At 63.0% G+C, this 22,102-nt stretch carries 14 protein-coding genes and 1 pseudogene; all 15 read left to right on the forward strand.

The features are described 5' to 3' along the window. Nucleotides 1-39: 39 nt before the first annotated feature. Nucleotides 40-1,173, forward strand: a pseudogene (locus AC3ISR_RS14960) (HAMP domain-containing protein); the annotation flags it as partial. 48 nt (nucleotides 1,174-1,221) lie between these two features. After that, on the forward strand, nucleotides 1,222-2,034 hold the full coding sequence (locus AC3ISR_RS14965) for a methyl-accepting chemotaxis protein (RefSeq protein ID WP_489324848.1): 813 nt from the start codon (nucleotides 1,222-1,224) through the stop codon (nucleotides 2,032-2,034). Between the two features lie 90 nt (nucleotides 2,035-2,124). After that, the gene (locus AC3ISR_RS14970; RefSeq protein WP_489324342.1) at nucleotides 2,125-2,583 is read left to right on the forward strand and encodes an SRPBCC family protein; all 459 of its coding nucleotides are present in this window, start codon (nucleotides 2,125-2,127) and stop codon (nucleotides 2,581-2,583) included. Between the two features lie 80 nt (nucleotides 2,584-2,663). Next, nucleotides 2,664-3,110 (forward strand): DUF411 domain-containing protein, encoded by a 447-nt coding sequence (locus AC3ISR_RS14975; RefSeq protein WP_489324343.1) that lies wholly within the window; start codon nucleotides 2,664-2,666, stop codon nucleotides 3,108-3,110. Continuing rightward, a complete protein-coding gene (locus tag AC3ISR_RS14980; protein WP_192300447.1) occupies nucleotides 3,107-3,538 on the forward strand; it encodes a YqaA family protein in 432 nt (143 codons plus the stop codon). Before AC3ISR_RS14975 ends, AC3ISR_RS14980 begins: the two co-directional genes overlap by 4 nt. Before the next feature lie 66 nt (nucleotides 3,539-3,604). Next, the gene (locus AC3ISR_RS14985) at nucleotides 3,605-4,558 is read left to right on the forward strand and encodes a D-2-hydroxyacid dehydrogenase family protein (protein ID WP_489324344.1); all 954 of its coding nucleotides are present in this window, start codon (nucleotides 3,605-3,607) and stop codon (nucleotides 4,556-4,558) included. A 512-nt stretch (nucleotides 4,559-5,070) separates the two neighbouring features. Next, complete coding sequence (glgA, locus tag AC3ISR_RS14990; RefSeq protein ID WP_192300449.1) at nucleotides 5,071-6,627, forward strand: glycogen synthase GlgA; 1,557 nt, start codon at nucleotides 5,071-5,073, stop codon at nucleotides 6,625-6,627. 19 nt (nucleotides 6,628-6,646) lie between these two features. Next, a complete protein-coding gene (gene treZ / locus AC3ISR_RS14995) occupies nucleotides 6,647-8,392 on the forward strand; it encodes a malto-oligosyltrehalose trehalohydrolase (RefSeq protein WP_489324345.1) in 1,746 nt (581 codons plus the stop codon). Further along, a complete protein-coding gene (gene malQ / locus AC3ISR_RS15000) occupies nucleotides 8,389-10,473 on the forward strand; it encodes a 4-alpha-glucanotransferase (RefSeq protein ID WP_192300451.1) in 2,085 nt (694 codons plus the stop codon). The genes treZ and malQ overlap by 4 nt, the downstream gene beginning before the upstream one ends. Continuing rightward, nucleotides 10,470-13,205 (forward strand): malto-oligosyltrehalose synthase, encoded by a 2,736-nt coding sequence (locus AC3ISR_RS15005; protein ID WP_489324346.1) that lies wholly within the window; start codon nucleotides 10,470-10,472, stop codon nucleotides 13,203-13,205. Before malQ ends, AC3ISR_RS15005 begins: the two co-directional genes overlap by 4 nt. A 24-nt stretch (nucleotides 13,206-13,229) precedes the next feature. Continuing rightward, nucleotides 13,230-13,469, forward strand: coding sequence for a DUF2934 domain-containing protein (locus AC3ISR_RS15010; protein WP_489324347.1), 240 nt, complete (start codon nucleotides 13,230-13,232; stop codon nucleotides 13,467-13,469). Between the two features lie 188 nt (nucleotides 13,470-13,657). Next, complete coding sequence (gene glgX, locus AC3ISR_RS15015; RefSeq protein WP_463984778.1) at nucleotides 13,658-15,817, forward strand: glycogen debranching protein GlgX; 2,160 nt, start codon at nucleotides 13,658-13,660, stop codon at nucleotides 15,815-15,817. A 316-nt stretch (nucleotides 15,818-16,133) separates the two neighbouring features. Continuing rightward, nucleotides 16,134-16,895 carry a PIG-L deacetylase family protein gene (locus AC3ISR_RS15020; RefSeq protein WP_192300455.1) on the forward strand — a complete coding sequence of 254 codons (762 nt, stop codon included), beginning with the start codon at nucleotides 16,134-16,136 and terminating at the stop codon, nucleotides 16,893-16,895. A 220-nt stretch (nucleotides 16,896-17,115) separates the two neighbouring features. Next, nucleotides 17,116-19,683 carry an autotransporter family protein gene (locus AC3ISR_RS15025; protein WP_192300456.1) on the forward strand — a complete coding sequence of 856 codons (2,568 nt, stop codon included), beginning with the start codon at nucleotides 17,116-17,118 and terminating at the stop codon, nucleotides 19,681-19,683. 211 nt (nucleotides 19,684-19,894) lie between these two features. Then, nucleotides 19,895-22,048 (forward strand): TonB-dependent siderophore receptor, encoded by a 2,154-nt coding sequence (locus AC3ISR_RS15030; protein WP_192300457.1) that lies wholly within the window; start codon nucleotides 19,895-19,897, stop codon nucleotides 22,046-22,048. Nucleotides 22,049-22,102 lie beyond the last annotated feature (54 nt).

Below are 22,102 nucleotides of genomic sequence, written 5' to 3' on the forward strand. Positions count from 1 at the left end.
AAGCCGCGTGAATAACAAACGCTTCGTAAGGACGATCCCATGCCCCCACTGCGCTCTATCCAAGCCCGCTATACCGTGTTTCTGGTGCTGTTCGTCCTGGTGTTGTTTGTGTTGACCATCGTCGGCATCGGCCAACTGGTCGCACCCACGCTGCGCCATACCGAAGAACAAGTGGTGCTCAACCGCATCAGCGAAGTCGCCGAACAGATCCAGGGCGAGCTGAACAAGGTTCAGGCCCAACAACGCACTATCACCCAAACCATTCCCCTGCTCGACAGCGATGCCATCGACAAGGTCCTGCCTGGCCTGGTCGACCAGTACGGCGAGCTGAAAGTCTTCGGTGGTGGCATCTGGCCGCTTCCCAACCAGCGCACCCCCGGGCGCAACAAACACAGTACGTTCTGGCACCGTGATGCTTCGGGCAAGCTGACGGTCAATACCTTCTGGAACAGCGACCCGGCCCCCAATTACTACGACCAGAGTTGGTACAAAGGCGGGCTCGCTTCACCTCGCGGCCAATGCGCCTGGGCGGCGGCCTACAAGGACGACGCCAGCCAGGAGCCACGCACCAACTGTGCCATGGCGATCCAGCGCGACGGTGCCGCCTATGGCGTGGCGACCATCGATGTGACCCTGGGCTTCTTCAATGAGTTGGTGGCCAGCAAGGAAAAAGACATCGGTGGGCAAATGCTGATCGTTGAAGGCGACGGCAAGATCATCAGCAACAGCTCGCGCATCAGCAGCCCGGTGGTGTTGAAAAACATCAGCGAGCTGACTGGCACATCGGCCTTCGCCGCCCAGGTCAGCAAAGCCCTGGCCCAGCGCAACCAAGCGTTGCAGCGCAGTGAGTTCGACAACGGCGGCGTCGCCAGCACCTTTTACATGCGCCCGATTGAAGGCACGCCGTGGTTCCTCGCCACCGCCCTGCCCACCTCGCTGATCACTGCCCAGCGCGATGATGTACTGGGTACCCTGGCCCTGCTGCAAATCCCCATGGTGTTGCTGCTGGTGCTGCTCGCGGTGTACGCGATCCGCCAATTGGTGCAGCGCATGACCACGCTGAAAAGCAATATCGATGCGCTGTCTACCGGCGACGCCGACCTGACCCGACGCATCACCATCCGCGCCGAAGACGAACTGGGCGCCATCGGCCACTCGGTCAACCGGTTTATTGTCTACCTGCAAAACATGATCGGCGAAGTCACCCAGGCCACGGGTGCCATGTCCTCGAGCCTGGAGCAATTGCAACAGACCTCGGCGCAGACCAACCAGATCCTGCTGCGACATGCCTCGGAGACCGACCAGACCGTCACCGCCATCACCGAAATGAGTTCCACCGCCGACACCGTCGCGCAAAACGCCGCCGAAACCGCGGCCTTTACCCAGCGTGCCAACGAACACGCCGACCGTTCCCGTGTGGTGGTGGGTGAGGCGTCCAACAGCGTCAGCGCGTTGATCGGCGAAGTTTCCAGTGCCACCCAGAGCGTGGAAAACATGCGCCAGGACGCCGCGCGTATCACCGAGACCCTGGGGGTGATCGGCGCGATTGCCGGCCAGACCAACCTGTTGGCGCTCAACGCCGCCATCGAGGCGGCGCGGGCTGGCGAGCAAGGCCGTGGGTTCGCGGTGGTCGCCGACGAAGTGCGCGCACTGGCGGCACGTACCCAGGCCAGCACGTCGCAGATCAACGAGATGCTGGTGCGCCTGACCACGGGGGTCAGCACGTCCGTCGCGGCCATGGAAAACACCCAGGCCAGTTGCCAGTCGGCCGCCGACGCCACGGCGCGGGTGAACACCGGCCTGGACGAAATGGCGGGCTCGGTCAGCCACATCAACAACCTCAGCACCCAGATCGCCACGGCCGCCGAGCAGCAAAGCGCAGTGACCGAGGAGATCAACCGCAGCATGGTGCACATTCGCCATATGGTCGAAGAGTTGGTGCAAAGTGGTCACGCCACCGAAGCCAATACCCAAAGCCTGCTCGACGCCAATGGCCGGGTTATTGCACTGATGAGTCGCTTCAAAGTCCGTTGATCAACTCGCCAAGGTCTCCCGTGCAAAGCGCGGGAGTCGGACTATTCTGACAGCTCAAGGTGTTTAGCCACGCCACACAGGAGGTGTGTCATGCGCGCTGTCGAGCAGTCGGTCCGGTTGGAGCGGATCAGTCAGGAACGCTTTATCCAGGCCCCGATCGAGGCCGTCTACGACTACGTGACCCAACCGGACCGCTGGCACGAATGGCACCCCACTTCCCTCGGCGCCGAGACCGGCACCTCTGGTTCCCTCCCCGTCGGCGCCCGCTTCACCGAATTCATCGACCTGTTGGGCATCCGCGTCCCCATGAGCTATCGCGTGCAGATCGCCCGACGTCCCGACGAATTCAAGACCGTGTTCACCTCCCTGGCCGTCGACGGCTCGATTCACTATTTCCTGCAGGCCCACCGCGATGGCACGCTGTTCAAGCGTGTGCTGATCTACGAGACCGAGTTGCAGCTGGCCAGCCTGCATGAACGCATGATCGAGCTGTCGTCCGTTGCCCTGGACCAGCTCAAGCAACGGCTGGAAAACCCACCCTCTGTATAATTTAGAAACATTACCGCCGCGTACCCTTGCAAAAAGCGGGGAAAATGTCGGGCTTACTGCTCGGAACCGGATGACAACCCATGAAGACCCCATTGCGCTTGGCCCTGCTTTCGGCCCTGTTCACCACCACCCTGGCCCAGGCGGCTGATCTGATCCCTATCGACGTGCACCGCGACGCCAATTGCGGCTGCTGCAAGAAGTGGATCAGCCACCTGGAAAGCAACGGTTTCAAGGTCAATGACCATGTGGAAACCGACATGAGCGCGGTCAAGCAACGCCTTGGCGTCGCCCCACGCCTGGGTTCGTGCCACACCGCCGTGATCGACGGCAAGTTCGTCGAAGGCCACGTGCCCGCCGAGCAGGTGCTGGCCTTGCGCGCACGCGACGACCTGCTCGGCGTCGCCGCACCGGGTATGCCCATGGGCTCGCCTGGCATGGAAGTCGAGGGGCGCAGCGAAGCCTTTGAAGTGATCGGTCTGACCCGTGATGGCAAGGACGTCGTGGTGGCTGAATACCCGGCGCGATGATCGCGGGTTACCTGGGACTGTTCGTCGCGGCGTTTGGCGCCGCGACCTTGTTACCCCTGCAATCGGAAGCGGTGCTGGTCGGCCTGCTGCTCAGTGGGCATTACAGCCTGTGGCTGCTGCTGGGCGTCGCCACCCTCGGCAACGTGCTCGGTTCAGTGGTGAACTGGTGGCTGGGGCGCTGGGTGGAGCACTTCAAGGGGCGACGCTGGTTTCCGGTCAATGACCGGCAACTGGACAAGGCCCGGCGGCATTACCAGCGCTGGGGGCATTGGACGCTGTTGCTCAGTTGGCTGCCGGTCATCGGTGACCCGCTGACCCTGGTCGCCGGCGTGATGCGCGAACCCCTGTGGCGTTTCTTGCTGTGGGTGACCGTGGCCAAAAGCCTGCGCTACGCCGTGCTCGCCGCACTGACCTTGCACTGGGTGTGAATCCCTGTTTAATTTCTCGCCAACATTGAACGCCGTTTAATCCAACCTTTTTCGGGGCACTCGTTGATGTCGGTACAGATCGCAGTGATTGATGATTGGCAGAAGGTGGCCAGTGGCGTGGTGGACTGGTCGCCGCTTGCAAGCGTCGGCCAGGTGCACTTCCTCCACGATTACCCGGCGGACACCGCCACCATGATCCAGCGCTTGCAGGGCTTCGAGGTCATTTGCGTGATGCGCGAACGCTCGACCTTCGACAAGGCCCTGCTCCAGGGCTTGCCCAGGCTCAAGCTGCTGGTGACCGGCGGCATGCGCAACGCGGCCATCGACATTCCCGCCGCCAAGGCACTGGGGGTTCAGGTGTGTGGGACTGACAGCTATAAACAGGCAGCACCGGAATTGACCTGGGCATTGATCATGGCGTCTACCCGCAACCTGCTGGCCGAAGCCAACTCGCTGCGCGCCGGGGGCTGGCAGGTTGGCCTGGGGGGCGACCTGCATGGCAAGACCCTGGGGATTCTCGGGCTCGGCAGCATCGGTCAAAAGGTCGCCCAGTTCGCCCAGGTGTTCGGCATGCGCGTGATCGCCTGGAGTGAAAACCTCACGCCGGAGCGCGCGGCCGAGTCGGGGGTGACGTGGGTCAGCAAGCAGGCGCTGTTCGAACAGTCCGACATTCTCAGCGTGCACTTGGTGCTCAGCGAGCGCAGCCGAGGCCTGGTGGATGCCGAGGCGCTGGGCTGGATGAAACCGTCTGCGCGCCTGGTGAACACTGCCCGCGGGCCGATCGTGGATGAGACCGCGCTGGTGCAAGCGCTGGAAAGCGGGCGTCTGGCCGGGGCGGCACTGGATGTGTTCGCCGAGGAACCCTTGCCGCACGACCACGCGTTCCGGCGCCTGCCCAATGTATTGGCTACTCCGCACGTGGGTTATGTGAGCGAGCAGAATTACCGCCAGTTCTATCAGCAGATGATCGAAAACATCCTCGCGTGGGCCAACGGCACGCCCATTCGCGGGCTCGCCTGACGCACTTGTAGTGAGCGGGCTTGCCCGCGCTGGGTGGCGAAGCCGCCCCAAAACGGCGCGCCGCGGTGTATCAGGAAGACCGCGGTGTGCGGATTTGGGGCGGCTTCGCCACCCAGCGCGGGGCAAGCCCGCTCACTACAAATACCTATCCGCGAACTTTCTGGGCATGTTTTCAAAGCTGCATAAGGTTACAAGTTTTTTGTCCTACAAAAATTCCTCACAAACCCTACGGGCTCTGGGATCTGTCCTAGACTGATGACCGATGGGTCCGTTTCAAAACAAAAACCCCGCGAAAAATCGAAACTTTCCAACTCTGCCGTAGGTCCAGTTTTAAGGTGAGGCGAGCACGTGGAGTTCATCCCCAATGCCCGTCCATCCAATCTTTTCGAGCCAAATGTGCATCTGGCATACGCCTTGCCAGTTTGTACAGTGCTTGTGCGCCTGATCGCAGGAAGCGGTCATCGGAGCTGATGGCAGCGGGCCATTAGCCAACCAACATGTGGGAGTGAATTATGATCAATGCCGCTGTAGTTGTTCAGGGAGAGCGTGTCAGTCAGCCGGTAGGGGGGCCATCATTGGTCGACCTGCCCACCACTGTGCGGCAGGTCGTGAACGAAAATCCCAACCGCAAGAAAGTCTTGTTTGTCACCTCTGAATTCGCCGACCTGGTCAAGACCGGCGGCCTCGGCGACGTGTCCGCCGCCCTGCCCCGCGCCATGGCCCATCTGCACGATGTACGCGTGTTGATCCCCGGGTACCCACAGGTGATGGAAAGCGATAACCCGATTCATATCGTCGGCGAGCTGGGCGGCCACGCTGCGCTGCCGCCGTGCAAGATCGGGCGCATGGACCTCAAGGACGGCCTGGTCATCTATGTGCTGATCTGCCCCGAACTGTACGAACGTGAAGGCACGCCCTACGGCGCCAACAACGGTCGCGACTGGCCGGACAACCATATCCGCTTCGCCCGCCTCGGCCTGGCCGCCGCCGACATGGCCGCCAACCTTGCGCAGATCCATTGGTGCCCTGACCTGGTGCACGCCCACGACTGGCCCGCTGGCCTGGCCCCGGCCTATATGCACTGGCGTGGGTCACGCACGCCGACGCTGTTCACCATCCACAACCTGGCCTATCAAGGCGTGGTCAGCCTGGCCTCCACGCCGGAGTTGGGCATTCCGCCCCACGCCCTGCAACAGGAAGGCATGGAGTTCTACGGCAAGATGTCGTTCCTCAAGGCTGGCATGGCGTATTCCAGCCATATCACCACGGTGAGCGCAACGTACGCCCAGGAGATCACCACCCCCGAATTCGGCTGTGGCCTCGATGGTTTCCTGGCCAGCAAGACCCAGCAAGGCCTGCTCAGCGGCATCCCGAACGGCATCGATGAAAGTTGGGAAACCTCCACCGATACGCACCTGCAACATAATTTCAATATTGGCGACTGGGACGGCAAGGCCATCAACGCCGGCCACGTGCGTCGACTGTTCGGCCTGCACGACTCCAAAGGCCCGCTGTTCGCGGTGGTCTCGCGCCTGGTCTACCAGAAAGGCCTGGACCTCACCGAAGCCGTAGCCGGCTTTATCGTCGAAAACGGCGGCCAGATCGCGATCATCGGCCGTGGCGAGCCGGAAGAAGAACAGGCCATGCGCGAACTGGCGCTGCGCTTTCCCGGCCAGGTCGGCGTGCGCATCGGCTTCAACGAAACCGACGCCCGGCGCATGTTTGCCGGCAGCGATTTCCTGTTGATGCCTTCGCGCTATGAGCCGTGCGGCCTGAGCCAGATGTACGCGCAACGTTTCGGCTCGCTGCCGGTGGCGCGCAATACCGGCGGGCTCGCAGACACCATTGAAGATGGCGTCACCGGCTTCCTGTTCAATGAATCCAGCGTAGAAAGTTACCGCGAAGCCCTGAGCCGAGCGTTCAGGGTCTTCGCCTTCCCGGGTCTGCTCAATGCCATGCGTTCGCGCGCCATGACCCAACCCTTCAACTGGTGCCAGGCGGTGGAACCCTACGCCGAACTGTACGAACAGCTTGTGGCCAAGGCCCTGGGGAAATCCGCCAATAAATAGACATGGGAGGTCTCTGTAGATGCCGTCACGGACTCTGGAAACCTGGCCCCACGGCGCAATCATGCTGGACGCGCAACACACGCGTTTTGCCTTGTGGGCGCCAGACGCGTATTACGTCAGCGTTGAATTGGAACACGGTAAGTCCGTCGCCATGCTGCCCCAGGCAGATGGCTGGTTTGAAACTGAAATAGCCTGCCCGGCAGGCACGCGCTACCGCTTCAATATCGATGGGGAAAAGGATGTCCCCGACCCGGCGTCCCGGGCTCAGGCCACGGACGTGCATGGCTGGAGCCGGGTCGTCGACCCCCTCGCCTATCAATGGCGACACAGCCAGTGGCACGGCCGTCCGTGGCACGAAGCGGTGATCTATGAACTGCACGTCGGTGCTCTGGGCGGTTACGCCGCCGTAGAGCAACACCTGCCGCGCCTGGCCGAGCTGGGCGTGACTGCGATCGAGCTGATGCCATTGGCGCAGTTCCCCGGCGAACGCAACTGGGGCTACGACGGGGTTTTGCCCTATGCGCCCCACGCCAGCTACGGCACGCCCGAGCAGCTCAAGCACCTGATTGACAGCGCCCATGAACACGGCCTGGCGGTGATCCTCGACGTGGTCTACAACCACTTCGGCCCCGACGGCAATTACCTGGGCCAATACGCCCAGGGTTTCTTTCGCGAAGAGGTGCACACGCCTTGGGGCGCCGGCATCGACTTCGAACGCCGTGAAGTGCGCAACTTCTTCCTCGACAACGCGCTGATGTGGCTACTTGAGTACCGCTTCGACGGCCTGCGCCTGGACGCCGTGCACGCCATCGACAACCCGGGGTTTCTCAAGGAGCTGGCGCAACGGGTGCGCCAGCAAGTCGATACCGGCCGCCACGTATGGTTGGTGCTGGAGAACGAGTTCAACCAGGCCAACCTGCTCGAGCACGATTTCGACGCGCAGTGGAATGACGACGGCCACAACGCCCTGCACGTGTTGCTCACCGGCGAGACCGACGCCTATTACCGTGACTTCGCCACCGACACCACGCCCAAGCTCGCCCGCTGCCTGGGCGAAGGCTTCATCTACCAGGGCGATACCACCCGCCACGGCCACACACGCGGCGAACCCAGCGGCCATCTGCCGCCGACCGCGTTTGTGCTGTTCTTGCAGAACCATGACCAGATCGGCAACCGCGCCCTCGGTGAACGCTTGCATCAACTCTGCTCACCCCAGGCACTTCAGGCGGCAACCACGTTGCTGCTGCTGTCACCGATGATCCCGCTGCTGTTTATGGGCGATGAAGTCAACGCCAGCGAACCGTTTCTGTTTTTCACCGACCACCACGGCGAACTGGCCGAAGCGGTGCGCGAAGGCCGACGCAATGAATTTGCCGACTTCGCCGCATTCAACGAGCCGGCGCTGCGCAAGCGCATTCCCGACCCGAACGCCCTGCGCACCTTTGAACACTCGACACCGACCTTCACCGACCACCCCCAGGCCCGGCTCTATCGCCAATTGCTCAGCCTGCGCCACCGCCACCTGGTGCCGCACCTGCCCGGCAGCGTCGCATTGGGCGCACAGGTGCTGGCCGAGGGCGCCGTCAGTGCACGTTGGCGCCTGGGCAACGGCAGCCTGCTGCAGATCGACCTCAACCTGAGCGCCACCGCACTCGCGTATCACCGCGCCGAACACCTGCTATTCGAAACGCCTGCCGACCAAGGCGCACAACTGCCGCCGTACAGCGCACGCGTCACCCTATCCCCTGTTGGAGAGCACTCTTGAGCGAAGCGAACCTGGAAATCCTCGCCAGCCGCGCGGGCCTGGCCGTCGATTGGATCGACGCCAACGGCCGCCCACAACGTGTCAAACCCGAGGCCCTGCGCGCCGTGCTCAAGGGCCTGGGCCACCCCGCCGACAGCGACGCCGAGGTCGACGCCAGCCTGCTGCAACTGGAGCGCGCTCAACAGGACAGGCAACTGCCGCCCTTGATGACGGTCGACAGCGGCGACAGCCTCAACCTGGCGCATTACTTCGAACCCGACACGCTGTGCCGGGTCAGCCTTGAAGGCGGCGACACCCTGGAGCTACGCCTCGACGGCAATGCGCTACTGCCCGGCGTCATCGCCCTCGGCTATCACCACGTGCACATCGCTGGCCAGACCTTCACCCTCGCCGTCGCGCCTACCCACTGCTACAGCGTGGCCGAAGCGGTGCATAGCCAACCCGCGCGTGCCTGGGGCATCAGCGCCCAACTCTATGCCCTGCGTCGCTTGGGCGACGGCGGCTTTGGCGACACCCTGGCCCTGGAACACCTGGCGCGCGCGGCCGCCGAACGCGGGGCCGATGCCTTGGCGATCAGCCCGATGCACGCGATGTTCAGCGCCGACACCGGGCGCTACAGCCCGTATTCGCCGTCCAGCCGCTTGTTCCTCAACAGCCTGTACGCCTCGCCCGCCTGCATCCTCGGCGAACGCGAAGTGCGCAACGCCATCGAGGCCCTCGGCCTGACGGAAGAACTGCACGACCTGGAACAACACAGCCTGATCGACTGGCCCAGCGCAGCCAAAGCCAAGCAACGTCTGCTGCGCGCGCTATATGAAGACTTCCGCCACGGCCATCACCCGCAACACGCCGACTTCCTCAGCTTCCGCCAGGCTGGCGGCGAAGCCCTCGAAAACCACTGCCGCTTCGAAGCCGTACAAGCCGCGCGCGCCGCAGCCGGTGAGGATCTCGACTGGCGCCACTGGCCCCAGGATTGGCGCGACCCACAAAGCCCGGCACTGGCACAATTCGCCGCAGAGCACGCCAGCGAGATCGGTTATTTCGCCTTCAGCCAATGGCTGATCGCCCGTTGCCTGGAACGCGCACAACAAGCCGCGCGGGGCAGTGGCATGGGCGTCGGCCTGATCGCTGACCTCGCCGTGGGCGCCGACGGCGGTGGCAGCCAGGCCTGGAGCCGTCAGGATGAACTGCTCGCCGACCTCACCGTCGGGGCACCACCGGACATCCTCAATCGTGCCGGCCAGGGCTGGGGGATTTCCGCGTTTTCTCCGGAGGGTCTGCAACGCAACGGCTTTCGCGCCTTCATCGAGATGCTGCGCGCCAACTTCGCCCACGCCGGCGGCTTGCGCATCGACCATGTGATGGGCCTGCAACGCCTGTGGGTGATCCCCATGGATGCCTCGCCACGGGACGGCGCTTACCTGTATTACCCGGTGGACGACCTGCTGCGCTTGCTCGCCCTCGAATCCCACCGCCACCAAGCCATTGTCCTCGGCGAAGACCTCGGCACCGTGCCCGATGGCCTGCGCGACAAACTCATCGGCCGCTCGATCCTGGGCATGCGCGTGTTGCTGTTCGAACAGGGTCACGACGGCCAGTTCAAGCCGATCCTCGACTGGCCCGACAACGCCCTGGCCACCACCAGCACCCACGACCTGCCAACCCTCAACGGCTGGTGGCACAGCCGCGACATCGAGTGGAATATCCAGCTCGGCCTGATCGACGCGCCTACTGTCGAGCAATGGAGCGAACACCGCCTGCGCGAACGCCAGGCGCTGCGTCAGGCCTTGAGCCAGGACCCGCAGAATTTCGTCGATGAGATTCGCAACGAAACCGACCACGTGATCGACGCCAGCGTGCGTTACCTGGGCCACACTCGTGCGCCGCTGGTGCTGCTGCCGCTGGAAGATGCCCTGGCCGTGGACGAGCAAGCCAACCTGCCGGGCACCATCGACACCCACCCCAATTGGCGCCGACGCCTGCCGGGCGAAGCCTCCAGCCTGCTCGACAACGCCGGTGCCGCACGCCGCCTGGAACTGCTGGCCGTGGCGCGCAACCAGGCCTACGAGCGTGACCGATGAAAACACTGCCGCTACGCGCGACCCAACGCCTGCAATTTCATCGCGGCTTTACCCTGGATGATGCGGTGCCGCTGGTGCCGTACTTCGCCGCGCTGGGAATCAGTCATCTGTATGCTTCGCCGCTGCTCAGCGCCCGCGCCGGCTCCATGCATGGCTACGATGTGGTCGACCCCACGCGTGTCAATCCCGAGCTGGGCGGTGAATCGGCATTGCGGCGCCTGGTGGCCGCTTTGCGCGAACACGACATGGGGCTGATCCTCGACATTGTCTCCAACCACATGGCCGTCGGCGGCGCCGATAACCCCTGGTGGCTGGACCTGCTGGAGTGGGGGCGCTTGAGCCCCTACAGCGAGTTTTTCGACATCCAGTGGCACTCGCCAGACCCGTTGCTCAAGGGCCAATTGCTTATGCCGTTCCTCGGCAGCGATTACGGCGAAGCGTTGCAGAGCGGCACTGTGACCCTGCAATTTGATGCGGCCAACGGCGCGTTTTACGTCGCCCATTACGAACACCACTTCCCGATCTGCCCACGGGATTACCCCGCGATCCTCGGCACTGACCCATTGCTCCAGCCGCTGGCCGAGCGCTTCGGCGCCCTCGCCTATCAAGACGACGCCTACCACGAGGCCGCACGGCTCAAACAGTTACTGGCCGAACGCGCCAGCGAGGACCAGGTCCTGCGCGCCATCGAGCAACAGTTGGCCAGGTTCGACTTCGACCGCCTGCATCATCTGCTGGAACAACAAGCCTACCGCCTGGCCAGCTGGCGTACGGCGGCGGACGACATCAACTGGCGGCGCTTCTTCGACGTCAACGAGCTCGGCGGCCTGCGTGTCGAACGCAGTGCGGTGTTCGAAGCCACCCACGGCAAGATCTTCGAACTGATCAGCGAAGGCCTGGTGGACGGCCTGCGCATCGACCATATCGACGGCCTGGCCGACCCACGCGGCTACTGCCGCAAGCTGCGCCGACGCGTGGACTCGCTGGCGCCCGGACGGCACTTGCCGATCTTTGTCGAGAAGATCCTCGGCGACGGTGAAACCCTGCGTGAAGACTGGCAGGTGGACGGCACCACCGGCTACGAATTCATGAACCAGCTGTCGTTGCTGCAACATCACCCGGACGGCTTCGCCCCACTGGCCGAGCTGTGGACGCGCCACAGCGAGCGCCCGTCGGCGTTCATCGAGGAAGCGCGCCTGGCCCGCCAGCAAATCCTCAACGGCTCCCTCGGCGGCGACTTTGAAAGCGTGGCCCAAGCCCTGCTGCAAGTGGCCCGCGACGACGTGATGACCCGCGACCTGACCCTTGGCGCAATCCGCCGTGCCTTGCAGGAATTGATCGTGCATTTCCCGGTGTACCGCACCTACATCAGCGCCCGTGGCCGCAGTGCCGCCGATGAGCGTGTGTTCCAGCAGGCCATGGACGGCGCCCGCAGCACCTTGGGCGAAGGCGACTGGCCGGTGCTTGACCACCTGGCCAACTGGCTAGGCGGCCAACCCTGGCGCGATCGCCCGCTGGGGCGTGAGCGCAAGATCCTCAAGCATGCCTGCGTACGGTTCCAGCAACTGACCTCGCCGGCGGCGGCCAAGGCGGTGGAAGACACCGCGTTCTATCGTTCGGCGGTGCTGTTGTCGCGCAACGATGTGGGCTTCAGCACCGAGCAGTTCAGTGCGCCGCTGGCCGAGTTTCATGCGGTCAACCGGCAGCGCTTGCAGAGCTTCCCCGATAACCTGCTGGCCACCGCCACCCACGACCACAAGCGCGGCGAAGACAGCCGCGCGCGCCTGGCGGTGCTGAGTGAATGCGCACCGTGGTTTGTCGAGCAAGTGGAACACTGGCGCAGCCTTGCCGCGCCGTTGCGCAGTGACACCAGCCCCGCCGCGGGCGATGAACTGATCCTCTATCAAGTGCTGCTGGGCAGTTGGCCACTGGACCTCGGTGCAGACCTCGATGGTTACCAACAACGCCTCTGGCAGTGGCAACAAAAAGCCTTGCGCGAGGCCAAGTTGCACAGCAGTTGGAGCGCGCCCAACGAGGCCTACGAGCGCGGCGTCGAAACCTTTCTGTCGCGCTTGCTGTTGAGCGCTGAAGGCCACGCCTTGCGCAGCGCCATCGGCAACGCCGCCCAGGTCATCGCCCCGGCTGGCGCGATCAATGGGCTGGCGCAATCCTTGCTTCGCATCACCGTGCCGGGGGTGCCGGACCTGTACCAGGGCGCCGAGTTCTGGGACTTCAGCCTGGTGGACCCGGACAACCGTCGCCCGGTGGATTTCAACGCACGGCAACAGGCGTTGCGCACCCCACCGGACATCGGCGAACTGTTGTTCCACTGGCGCGACGGGCGTATCAAACAGGCGGTGATCGCCCAGGCCTTGGCCCTGCGCAAGGCCTACCCCGAACTGTTCCACAGTGGCCGCTACACGCCGCTGCAAGTGCTGGGCAAACACGCCGCGCATGTTGTCGCGTTCGCCCGCGAGCACCAGGGCAAATACCTCGTGGTGGTGGTGCCACGCTGGTCCCATTGCCTGCTTGAAAACGGTGTGTTCCCCCAGATCAATGCGCAGGTTTGGGGCGATACACGGGTCACACTACCGTTCGCCGCCACGACACAAAAATGGAAGGGACTTTTCCACACAGGCGCAGTCACACCAAACAAGGAGCTGCCGCTGAGCACTGCCCTGGGGGATTTCCCGGTCAACGTCTTTATTAATCCTGATGATCAAGAGAGCTGAACATTTTCTGTGAGGAGCATTGCGATGAGTACTGAAGACAAACGCATACGGGAACTGGCACACCAGATCTGGGAGTCGGAGGGCAAACCCCACGGCCAGGACACGCGCCATTGGGAGATGGCACGCAAGCTGGCGGAAGCCGAAGCGTTGACGCCGAGCAAGCCTAAGCCGGCGGCCAAACCGAAAGCGGCCGCCAAGCCCAAGCCAGCCGCCAAGCCGCCCGCCGAGAAAAAAACCAAGGCCCCGCGCAAACCGGCCAGTTGAGCGCACTTCCCTGTGGGAGCGGGCTTGCCCGCGAAGGCGCTGGATCAGCACCGATGCACTGACTGACACTCGGCATTCGCGGGCAAGCCCGCTCCCACTGGGGCGCATTTCACTCTGAATTCAATGCTCACCTGACCACCGTCAGCACGACCGCGTTCGTCCCGAAAAAATTCTGCAGGAGCAACTCAATGAGCAAACCCGACAACACCCCATCGACGCCTAAAAACGAGCCGTCGCGGATTCGTGAAGGTTTGCCCTTCCCCCTCGGCGCTACCTGGGACGGTCTGGGCGTCAACTTTGCGCTGTTCTCGGCCAACGCGACCAAGGTCGAGCTGTGCCTGTTCGACGACAGCGGCGAGGTGGAGCTGGAGCGCATCGAGCTGCCCGAATACACCGATGAAACCTTCCACGGCTACCTGCCTGACGCTCACCCCGGGCTTGTCTACGGCTACCGCGTGTACGGCCCGTATGACCCGGCCAACGGTCACCGTTTCAACCATCACAAATTGCTGATCGACCCTTATGCCAAGCAATTGGTCGGGGCGCTCAAATGGTCCGAGGCGCTGTTCGGCTACACCATCGGCCACCCGGACGACGACCTCAGTTTCGACGAACGCGACAGCGCGCCCTTCGTGCCCAAGTGCAAGGTCATCGACCCGGCGCACACCTGGGGCAACGACCAGCCGGTGCGGGTACCGTGGGACCGCACGATCATCTACGAAACCCACCTGCGCGGCATCAGCATGCGCCACCCCAGCGTCGGCGAATCCGTGCGTGGCACCTGCGCGGGGTTGATGGAAGATGATGTGCTCAAGCACATCCGCCAGCTCGGCGTGTCCTCCGTCGAACTGCTGCCAGTGCACGCGTTCGTCAACGACCAGCACCTGCTGCAAAAAGGCATGACCAACTATTGGGGCTACAACAGCATCGCGTTTTTTGCCCCCGACCCGCGTTACCTGGCCAGCGGCAAGATCGCCGAGTTCAAGGAAATGGTCGCGCACCTGCACGAGCAGAAGCTCGAAGTGATCCTCGACGTGGTCTACAACCACACCGCCGAGGGCAACGAGCGCGGCCCGACCCTGTCCATGCGCGGTATCGACAACGCCTCGTACTACCGCCTGATGCCGGATGACAAGCGCTTCTATATCAACGATTCCGGCACCGGCAACACCCTCGACCTGAGCCACCCGTGCGTGCTGCAAATGGTCACCGACTCGCTGCGCTACTGGGCCAACGAGATGCACGTCGACGGCTTCCGCTTCGACCTGGCGACGATCCTCGGGCGCTACCGCGACGGGTTCGACGAGCGCCACAGTTTCCTCGTCGCCTGCCGCCAGGACCCGGTGTTGCGCCAGCTCAAGCTTATCGCCGAACCCTGGGACTGCGGCCCCGGCGGTTATCAAGTCGGCAACTTCCCGCCGGGCTGGGTGGAATGGAACGACCGTTTCCGCGACACCGTGCGCGCCTTCTGGAAAGGCGATGACGGCCAACTCGCCGACTTCGCCGCACGCATGACCGCCTCCGGCGAGATGTTCAACCATCGTGGCCGCCGGCCCTATGCCTCGGTGAACTTCATCACCGCCCACGACGGTTTCACCCTGCACGACCTGGTGTCGTACAACGACAAACACAACGAGGCCAACGACGAGAACAATCAGGACGGCAGCAACAACAACCTGTCCTGGAACCACGGCGTCGAAGGCCCCACCGACGACCCGGAAATCAACGCGCTGCGCCTGCGCCAGATGCGCAACTTCTTCGCCACGCTGCTGCTGGCCCAGGGCACGCCGATGATCGTCGCGGGTGACGAGTTCGCGCGTACGCAACACGGCAACAACAACGCTTATTGCCAGGACAGCGAAATCGGCTGGGTCAACTGGGACCTGGACGAAGACGGCAAAGCCCTGCTCAAGTTCGTCAAACGCCTGATCAAGCTGCGCCTGGCGTACCCGATCCTGCGCCGTGGGCGTTTCCTGGTGGGCGACTACAACGAAGACATCGGCGTCAAGGACGTCACCTGGCTCGCGCCGGATGGCAATGAGATGACCACCGAGCAGTGGCAGGACAGCCATGGCCGCTGCCTGGGCATGCTGATGGACGGCCGTGCCCAGGAAACCGGCATTCGTCGGCCAGGTGCCGATGCCACCTTGCTGCTGGTGGTGAATGCGCACCACGACATGGTCAACTTCCGCCTGCCGCCGGTGCCTGAAGGCGGCTTCTGGACGTGCATGGTCGACACCAACCAGACCGCCGTACGCGGCCAGGAACGCTTCGAGTTCGATCACGAGTACGCGGCCACTGGGCGTTCGCTGTTATTGTTCGAACTCCAATACGACGACGAAGCGTGACCTGTAGTGAGCGGGCTTGCCCGCGCTGGGTGGCGCAGCCGCCCCAAACGGTACGCCGCGTTGCATCAGCGAGACCGCGGTGTATGGATTTAGGGCGGCTTCGCCCCCCAGCGCGGGGCAAGCCCGCTCACTACAGTTAAAAAAACGACTTTACGAGATGTGAAAGCGACCAATCGTTGACTATGCTCAAGTCGCCTTGCCGGCACTCCAGGGTTGGAGTGCCGTGCAGTCACGCCAGCGGAGCCTGGAGTGAATAAAAGAGTGTCGTCCCGTCAACGGGGTACGACCCGCATCAATCGACAAGGATGTGACACCCATGAAGCCTGCCTCCTTAAGCGACGGCCGCCGCGGCCCGGCGCAAATCTGGAACAGCGCCCCGCAACTGGCGCAAATCCCCGTAATCAATCCGACTTCGCTGGTACCACGGGACACCCGCGTGGTGGTGGTCGCCCCGCATCCGGGCGATGAAGTGCTGGCTTGCGGCGGTCTGCTGCAACTGCTGAGCACCCTGGATCATCCGCTGCAACTGATCTCTGTGACCGACGGCAGCGCCAGCCACCCCGGCTCCAGCGTGTGGCCGGCAAGCCGCCTGAGCGTGGTGCGGCCCCAGGAAAGCGTCGAGGCGCTGCGCCGCCTGGGCATGCCATTGCATAGCCTGAAGTGGATTCGCGGCGGCTTTTGCGACAAAGCCCTGGCCGCCCGCGAGCAACCGTTGGGCCAGTTCATTGCCCGCTACCTGCAGCCGGGGGATGTAGTCTTCACCACTTGGCGCAACGACGGCAACGACGACCATGATGCAGTCGGTCGCGCCACCGCCCATGCATGCAACCTGGTGGGGGCGCGCCTGTACGAGCTACCGATCTGGGCGTGGCACTGGCCAACGCGGGAGGCGTCGGTGATCCCCTGGCAACGGGCGCGCAAGGTACGCCTGGATACCTGGAGCGTGGCGCGCAAGCTGCACGCCGCCCACGCCTACGCCAGCCAGTTGGTGGGCGACCCCGAGATCGGCTTGGCGCCCATGCTTGCGCAGGTGTTGCTGGAACGCATGCGCGACCCGTATGAGATCGTGTTTGTCTAGGCACGCACTCGTCTATACCTGTCAATTCTCACAGTGGCGGGCGCTGGAATCTGCTACTAAGGTGGCAACAGCGCTGCACAGGTTGAGGTGCAGTCGAGAAAGCCATGCCAACCCCTTGCATTGGCCGGTGTTTTTGAGCAGGTACCCCGTATTCCCTGATCCATATCGCGCATCACGTTGTCATGGTTTGAGCCGCATTGCTCATTCATGAGGACGGATTATGCGTATACGCACTTGCCCCCCGCTGTACTTCGGCCTCGCCACGTCGGCGATCCTCGCGGCGTGGCCGCTGCTGTCCCAGGGCGCCTGTGTCGTCAGCGGCAGCCCTGCCACCGGCCAGGTGTTTACCTGTACCAGTGGCACCGACCCCGGCATCAACGCAGCGACCGGCGACAACCAAGTGTTGTTCCCCAGTGGCAACAGCGTGATCAATGGCAATGTGACCCTGGGCCCAGGCAACGATCTGGTGCAACTGGACGCACCGGACACGCAGATCAACGGCGCGGTGAACATGGGGGATGGCGCGAATATCTTTCGCTTGAACAAGGGCACGATCACCGGGGCTGTGAATCAGGGCTCGGGGACCGATGTTGCGCAGGTCAGCGGTGGCCAGGCAGGCGCGATCAACCAAGGGGCCGGCGTTGACGATTTCTCCATGAGTGGCGGCACGATTGCCTCATTGGCCCAGGGCGACGGGCACGACAAGTTCTCCATGAGTGGCGGCACGATTACCGGTGCGTTCGAGGACGGTGATGATGCCAAGATGACCGGCGGCACGATCGGCCGGGTGGACATGAAGCTCGACAAGAACCTGTTCGACATGAGTGGCGGGACCATCATCAACAACCTGGTGACCGGCTTTGATGACGACACCATTTTGATCTCGGGCACCGCCTACATCGGCGGCAATGTCAGCACCAGCGGTGGCTTGGACACGATCACCGTCACTGGCGGCACCATCAACGGGCAAATCCTCGCCAGTACCGGCAACGATCGTTTCAGTTGGATCGGTGGCGGCAAAATCAACGGCTTCATTCTGCTCGGCCCCGACAACGATACGGCGCTGCTACAGAACTTGAATGAAACCCTTGTGTCTTCTACCCCACTGATTGACGGCGGTACGGGCACCGACACGCTGACATTCGACAATACCCAGGCCACCACTCCCGGACGCTATACCAACTGGGAACAGGTGACGCTGGACAACAACGCCACCTTCACCCTTGGAGGCACCTTTGTACTGGGCGATGCCGGTACGGGAACCGGCGCCATGACGCTCAACGGCAGCAGCAGGCTGCTGGTCAACACCGGAGCCATCAGCGCATTTGACAGCAACCAGTTGGCAACCCTGAATAACCGCGGAACGATCGACATGACCACCGGCAGTACCACTGCCACGGACGTCCTGACCGTCAACGGCAATTACAACGGGACCGGCGGCACGCTCGCCCTGCAGACCGTATTGGGGCCGGATAACTCAGCCAGCGACAAGCTGGTGGTCAGCAAAGGTACGATCCAGGGCTCCAGCAAGATCGACATCACCAACCTCGGCGGCGCGGGCGCAGGCTCGTTGCAAGACGGGATACAGGTAGTGCAGGCCACCAACGGTGCGACCAGTAGCGCCGGTGCTTTTAGCCTGGCCCATTCCGTTTCCGCAGGGGCATTTAACTACTATCTGTTCAAGGGTGGCGTCACCGACGGCACCGCAGAAAACTACTACCTGCGCTCCACCGTTCCGGTTATCCCACCACCGGACCCGGTGATCGTCACGCCGCTCCCGGAACCGGTGCCCGGTACACCGCCGCTGCCGCCCAACCCGGTCATCACCCCGATTCCAATCTACCGCCCCGAAGCATCGATCTACGCCGCACTGTTTCCGGCCGCCCAGCAAATTGTCCAGGGCATGCTTGGCACTTACCACGAACGCATGGGTGACCAGAACCAGCAACAGACCGACCTACGTCACGCGGGATGGGGCCGGGTCTACGGCAGCAGCAGCCGGCAAAGCTTCGCCGGCACGGTAAACCCCACGCTGGACAGTTCCACAACCGGGTTTCAAGTGGGCACCGACCTCTTTACCCTGGCTACCGACGACGGCCAGGTGCACCACGCCGGGTTCTTCGTCGGTCATAGCCGTTTGAAGGGCGACATCAAGGGTTTCAACGACGGCTGGCAGGACAAGGACGCCGGCAGCACCACCCTGCGCAGCGACAGCCTCGGTGTGTATTGGACACTGATCGGCGCCAACCGGGCTTATCTGGACCTGGTGTTGATGGGCTCGCGCCTCGACGGCCACAACGAGTCGGACCGTGGCGTGAAGATGAAAACCCGTGGGCATAACGTGTCTGCTTCGGCGGAAGTAGGTTGGTCTTTCCCGGTGGTAGCCAACTGGGTCGTCGAACCCCAGGCCCAACTGATCATCGGCAAGACCAAACTGGACAGCCAAAACGACGGTATCTCCGACGTTGCGTATAAAGCCGACACCACCGTCACCAGCCGCCTCGGCGCACGTTTGCGCGGTGATTACCAAGTCAGTGGCATGCCATTGCAACCCTATGCCCGTGCCAACATCTGGCACACCCGTGGAGGTAAAAACACGGTGACCTTTGCCGATGTCACCGACATCGATACCGAACAGAAATCCACTACGATGGGCGTCAGCCTTGGCGCCGACCTCACGGTGGCGCCGGGCATCAGCCTGTACAGCGAAGTGGGCTTCAACCGCAACCTGGACAGCAATGCCTTCAACGGTCGGCAAGGTACGCTGGGACTGAGAATGGCGTTCTGAGGTGCTGTGTTGTATCGCAGCGGATACGTGCGCCGCTGCGATACCCCCCGCTTGAAATGCACGTTCGCAGTGCCCCGCCAAATGTGAAAATTTTATTAACTATCTCTCTGCCAAGGCTTTTATTACAGGACGTAAGCTGCCAACCTAATGCGAATAATTATCAACCGTTTTATTATTTGCCAGGGACGGCATTTCGGGGAGAGCAACCTGCATGTCCATACAACCCTCCGTCAGCGGCCGTTTTTCACCCTGCCTGCTGACCCTGGCCATTTGTATCGCCAGCCCTCAAGCCGCGTTCGCGGCCGCCGCAGACACCCACGCAGCACCGCTGGAACTCGGCGCCACCGAAATCTCCGGGCAACAACTGGGTGAAACTACCGAAGGCACCCAGTCCTACACCACCGGCGAAATGGCCACTGCCACCAAGCTGAAGCTCACCCCGCGTGAAACCCCGCAAGCCAGCACCGTCATCACCCGCCAACGCATGGACGACCAAGCCATGACCAGCGTCAACGATGTGGTCAAGAACACCCCCGGCCTGTTCCTCAGCCAGGCCAGCGGCCCGGGCCGCCAGACCTACAGCTCGCGCGGCTTCGACATCGACAACATGATGTTCGACGGCCTGCCCAGCGCCTACTCCGGCTACAGCAACAGTGTGCAGCCCAACCTGGCAATGTTTGACCGCGTGGAAGTGATTCGCGGCGCCACCGGCCTGGTCACCGGCGCTGGCAACCCGTCGGCGGCGATCAACTTCGTGCGCAAGCGCCCCACCGCCACGCCGCAAGTGTCGATCACCGGGGCCGCCGGCAGCTGGGATGATTATCGCGGTGAACTCGATGCCTCCGGCCCGCTGAACGACAGCGGCACCTTGCGCGGGCGTATGGTCGGTTCGTACCGCGACGCCAACAGCTTCCGCGACGGTGAAGAGAGCAACCACGGTCTGTTCTACGGCATCACCGAAGCCGACCTGAGCGAAAACACCACCCTGACCCTCGGCCTGTCGCGCCAGGAAGACCAGACCAACCTCTTCTGGGGCGGCCTGCCCATCGGTACCGACGGCCATCACCTGAACCTGCCCCGCTCCACCAACCCCGGCACCGATTGGGAAAACAAGAAACTCACCATCGACACGGTATTCGGCGACGTCGAACAGCGCTTCGAAAACGGCTGGAAACTCAAGGTCGCCGGCTCCGCCTCGCAACTCGACGGTGTGTTCAGCGGCAGCTATCAGTCGCGCTACCAGACCACCCTGGCGCGCACCGTCTACCAATCGCACCAGGACGACCAGCAATACGCTTTCGACACCTTCGCAAGCGGCCCGGTCGAAGCGTTCGGCCGCACTCACGAAGTAGTGGTCGGCACCAGCAAGCGCATCTACGACGCCACTTCCAAGGAATACAGCCCGTATGACACCAACTACCCGCTCAATGGTGCCAAGCCCGACTTCGTCCGTGACGGCAAGACCCACGCCATCACTACCCAGGACGGCGTCTACCTGACCACCCGCCTCAACCTTGCCGACCCACTCAAGGTGATCCTCGGCGCGCGCGTCGACTGGTATGACTACGACGACCGCCAGGGCGACGGCGACTACAAGGTCACCCGCAACCTCACGCGGTATGCCGGTGTGATCTACGACCTCGACGACCACCACTCGGTCTACGCCAGCTACACCGACATCTTCACCCCGCAAAGCAACAAGGATTTTTCCGGTAAGGTGCTGGAACCCATCGTTGGTGAAAACTACGAGATGGGCATCAAGGGCGAGTACTTCAACGGTGCGCTGAACGCCAGCCTGGCGGTGTTCCAGATCGACCAGAAAAACCGTGCGACCGATCCTGCGACCCAGGCAGGCTGCCCGCAACAGAGCTGCTCCGAAGCCTCCGGCCTGGTGCGCAGCCAAGGTATCGACCTGGAACTGCAAGGCGCCCTCACCGAAAACTGGCAAGTCGGCGGCGGCTTTACCTACACCCGTGCGCACTACGTCAAAGACAGCGCGAGCAACAAAAACCAGCGCTTCGACACCGATACCCCGGAACGCCTGTTCAAGCTGACCACCTCGTACCGCTTCCAGGGCCCCCTGGAAAAACTGCGCGTCGGCGGCAACCTCTACTGGCAGAGCCGCATGTACAACGATGTCGCCCTCGCAAACGGCAGCACCTATCGCCTGGAACAAGGCAGCTACGCCGTGGCCGACGTGATGGCTGCTTACCAGCTCAACAAGCACCTGGACCTGCAACTGAACGTGAACAACATCTTCGACCGCACCTACTATTCGGCCATTGGCACCAGCCCGACCTGGGGTTCCACCGACACCTACGGCAACCCGCGCAGCTTCGGCGTCACCGCCAAATACACCTTCTGACCGCGCTCCGACCTACGGCTACCCGCCTGGAAACGCATGCGTTGGAGCCATCGC

The sequence above is a fragment of the Pseudomonas sp. GL_117 genome (assembly GCF_057835125.1).

What these genes read in the sequence shown, in the direction of transcription:
- glgA (WP_192300449.1), top strand. Translation starts at nt 5,071, where the DNA reads ATGATCAATGCCGCTGTAGTTGTTCAGGGAGAGCGTGTCAGTCAGCCG.
- glgX (WP_463984778.1), top strand. Translation starts at nt 13,658, where the DNA reads ATGAGCAAACCCGACAACACCCCATCGACGCCTAAAAACGAGCCGTCG.
- AC3ISR_RS14980 (WP_192300447.1), top strand. Translation starts at nt 3,107, where the DNA reads ATGATCGCGGGTTACCTGGGACTGTTCGTCGCGGCGTTTGGCGCCGCG.
- AC3ISR_RS15005 (WP_489324346.1), top strand. Translation starts at nt 10,470, where the DNA reads ATGAAAACACTGCCGCTACGCGCGACCCAACGCCTGCAATTTCATCGC.
- AC3ISR_RS15030 (WP_192300457.1), top strand. Translation starts at nt 19,895, where the DNA reads ATGTCCATACAACCCTCCGTCAGCGGCCGTTTTTCACCCTGCCTGCTG.
- AC3ISR_RS14970 (WP_489324342.1), top strand. Translation starts at nt 2,125, where the DNA reads ATGCGCGCTGTCGAGCAGTCGGTCCGGTTGGAGCGGATCAGTCAGGAA.
- AC3ISR_RS14965 (WP_489324848.1), top strand. Translation starts at nt 1,222, where the DNA reads ATGTCCTCGAGCCTGGAGCAATTGCAACAGACCTCGGCGCAGACCAAC.
- AC3ISR_RS14975 (WP_489324343.1), top strand. Translation starts at nt 2,664, where the DNA reads ATGAAGACCCCATTGCGCTTGGCCCTGCTTTCGGCCCTGTTCACCACC.
- AC3ISR_RS15020 (WP_192300455.1), top strand. Translation starts at nt 16,134, where the DNA reads ATGAAGCCTGCCTCCTTAAGCGACGGCCGCCGCGGCCCGGCGCAAATC.
- AC3ISR_RS14985 (WP_489324344.1), top strand. Translation starts at nt 3,605, where the DNA reads ATGTCGGTACAGATCGCAGTGATTGATGATTGGCAGAAGGTGGCCAGT.
- treZ (WP_489324345.1), top strand. Translation starts at nt 6,647, where the DNA reads ATGCCGTCACGGACTCTGGAAACCTGGCCCCACGGCGCAATCATGCTG.
- AC3ISR_RS15025 (WP_192300456.1), top strand. Translation starts at nt 17,116, where the DNA reads ATGCGTATACGCACTTGCCCCCCGCTGTACTTCGGCCTCGCCACGTCG.
- AC3ISR_RS15010 (WP_489324347.1), top strand. Translation starts at nt 13,230, where the DNA reads ATGAGTACTGAAGACAAACGCATACGGGAACTGGCACACCAGATCTGG.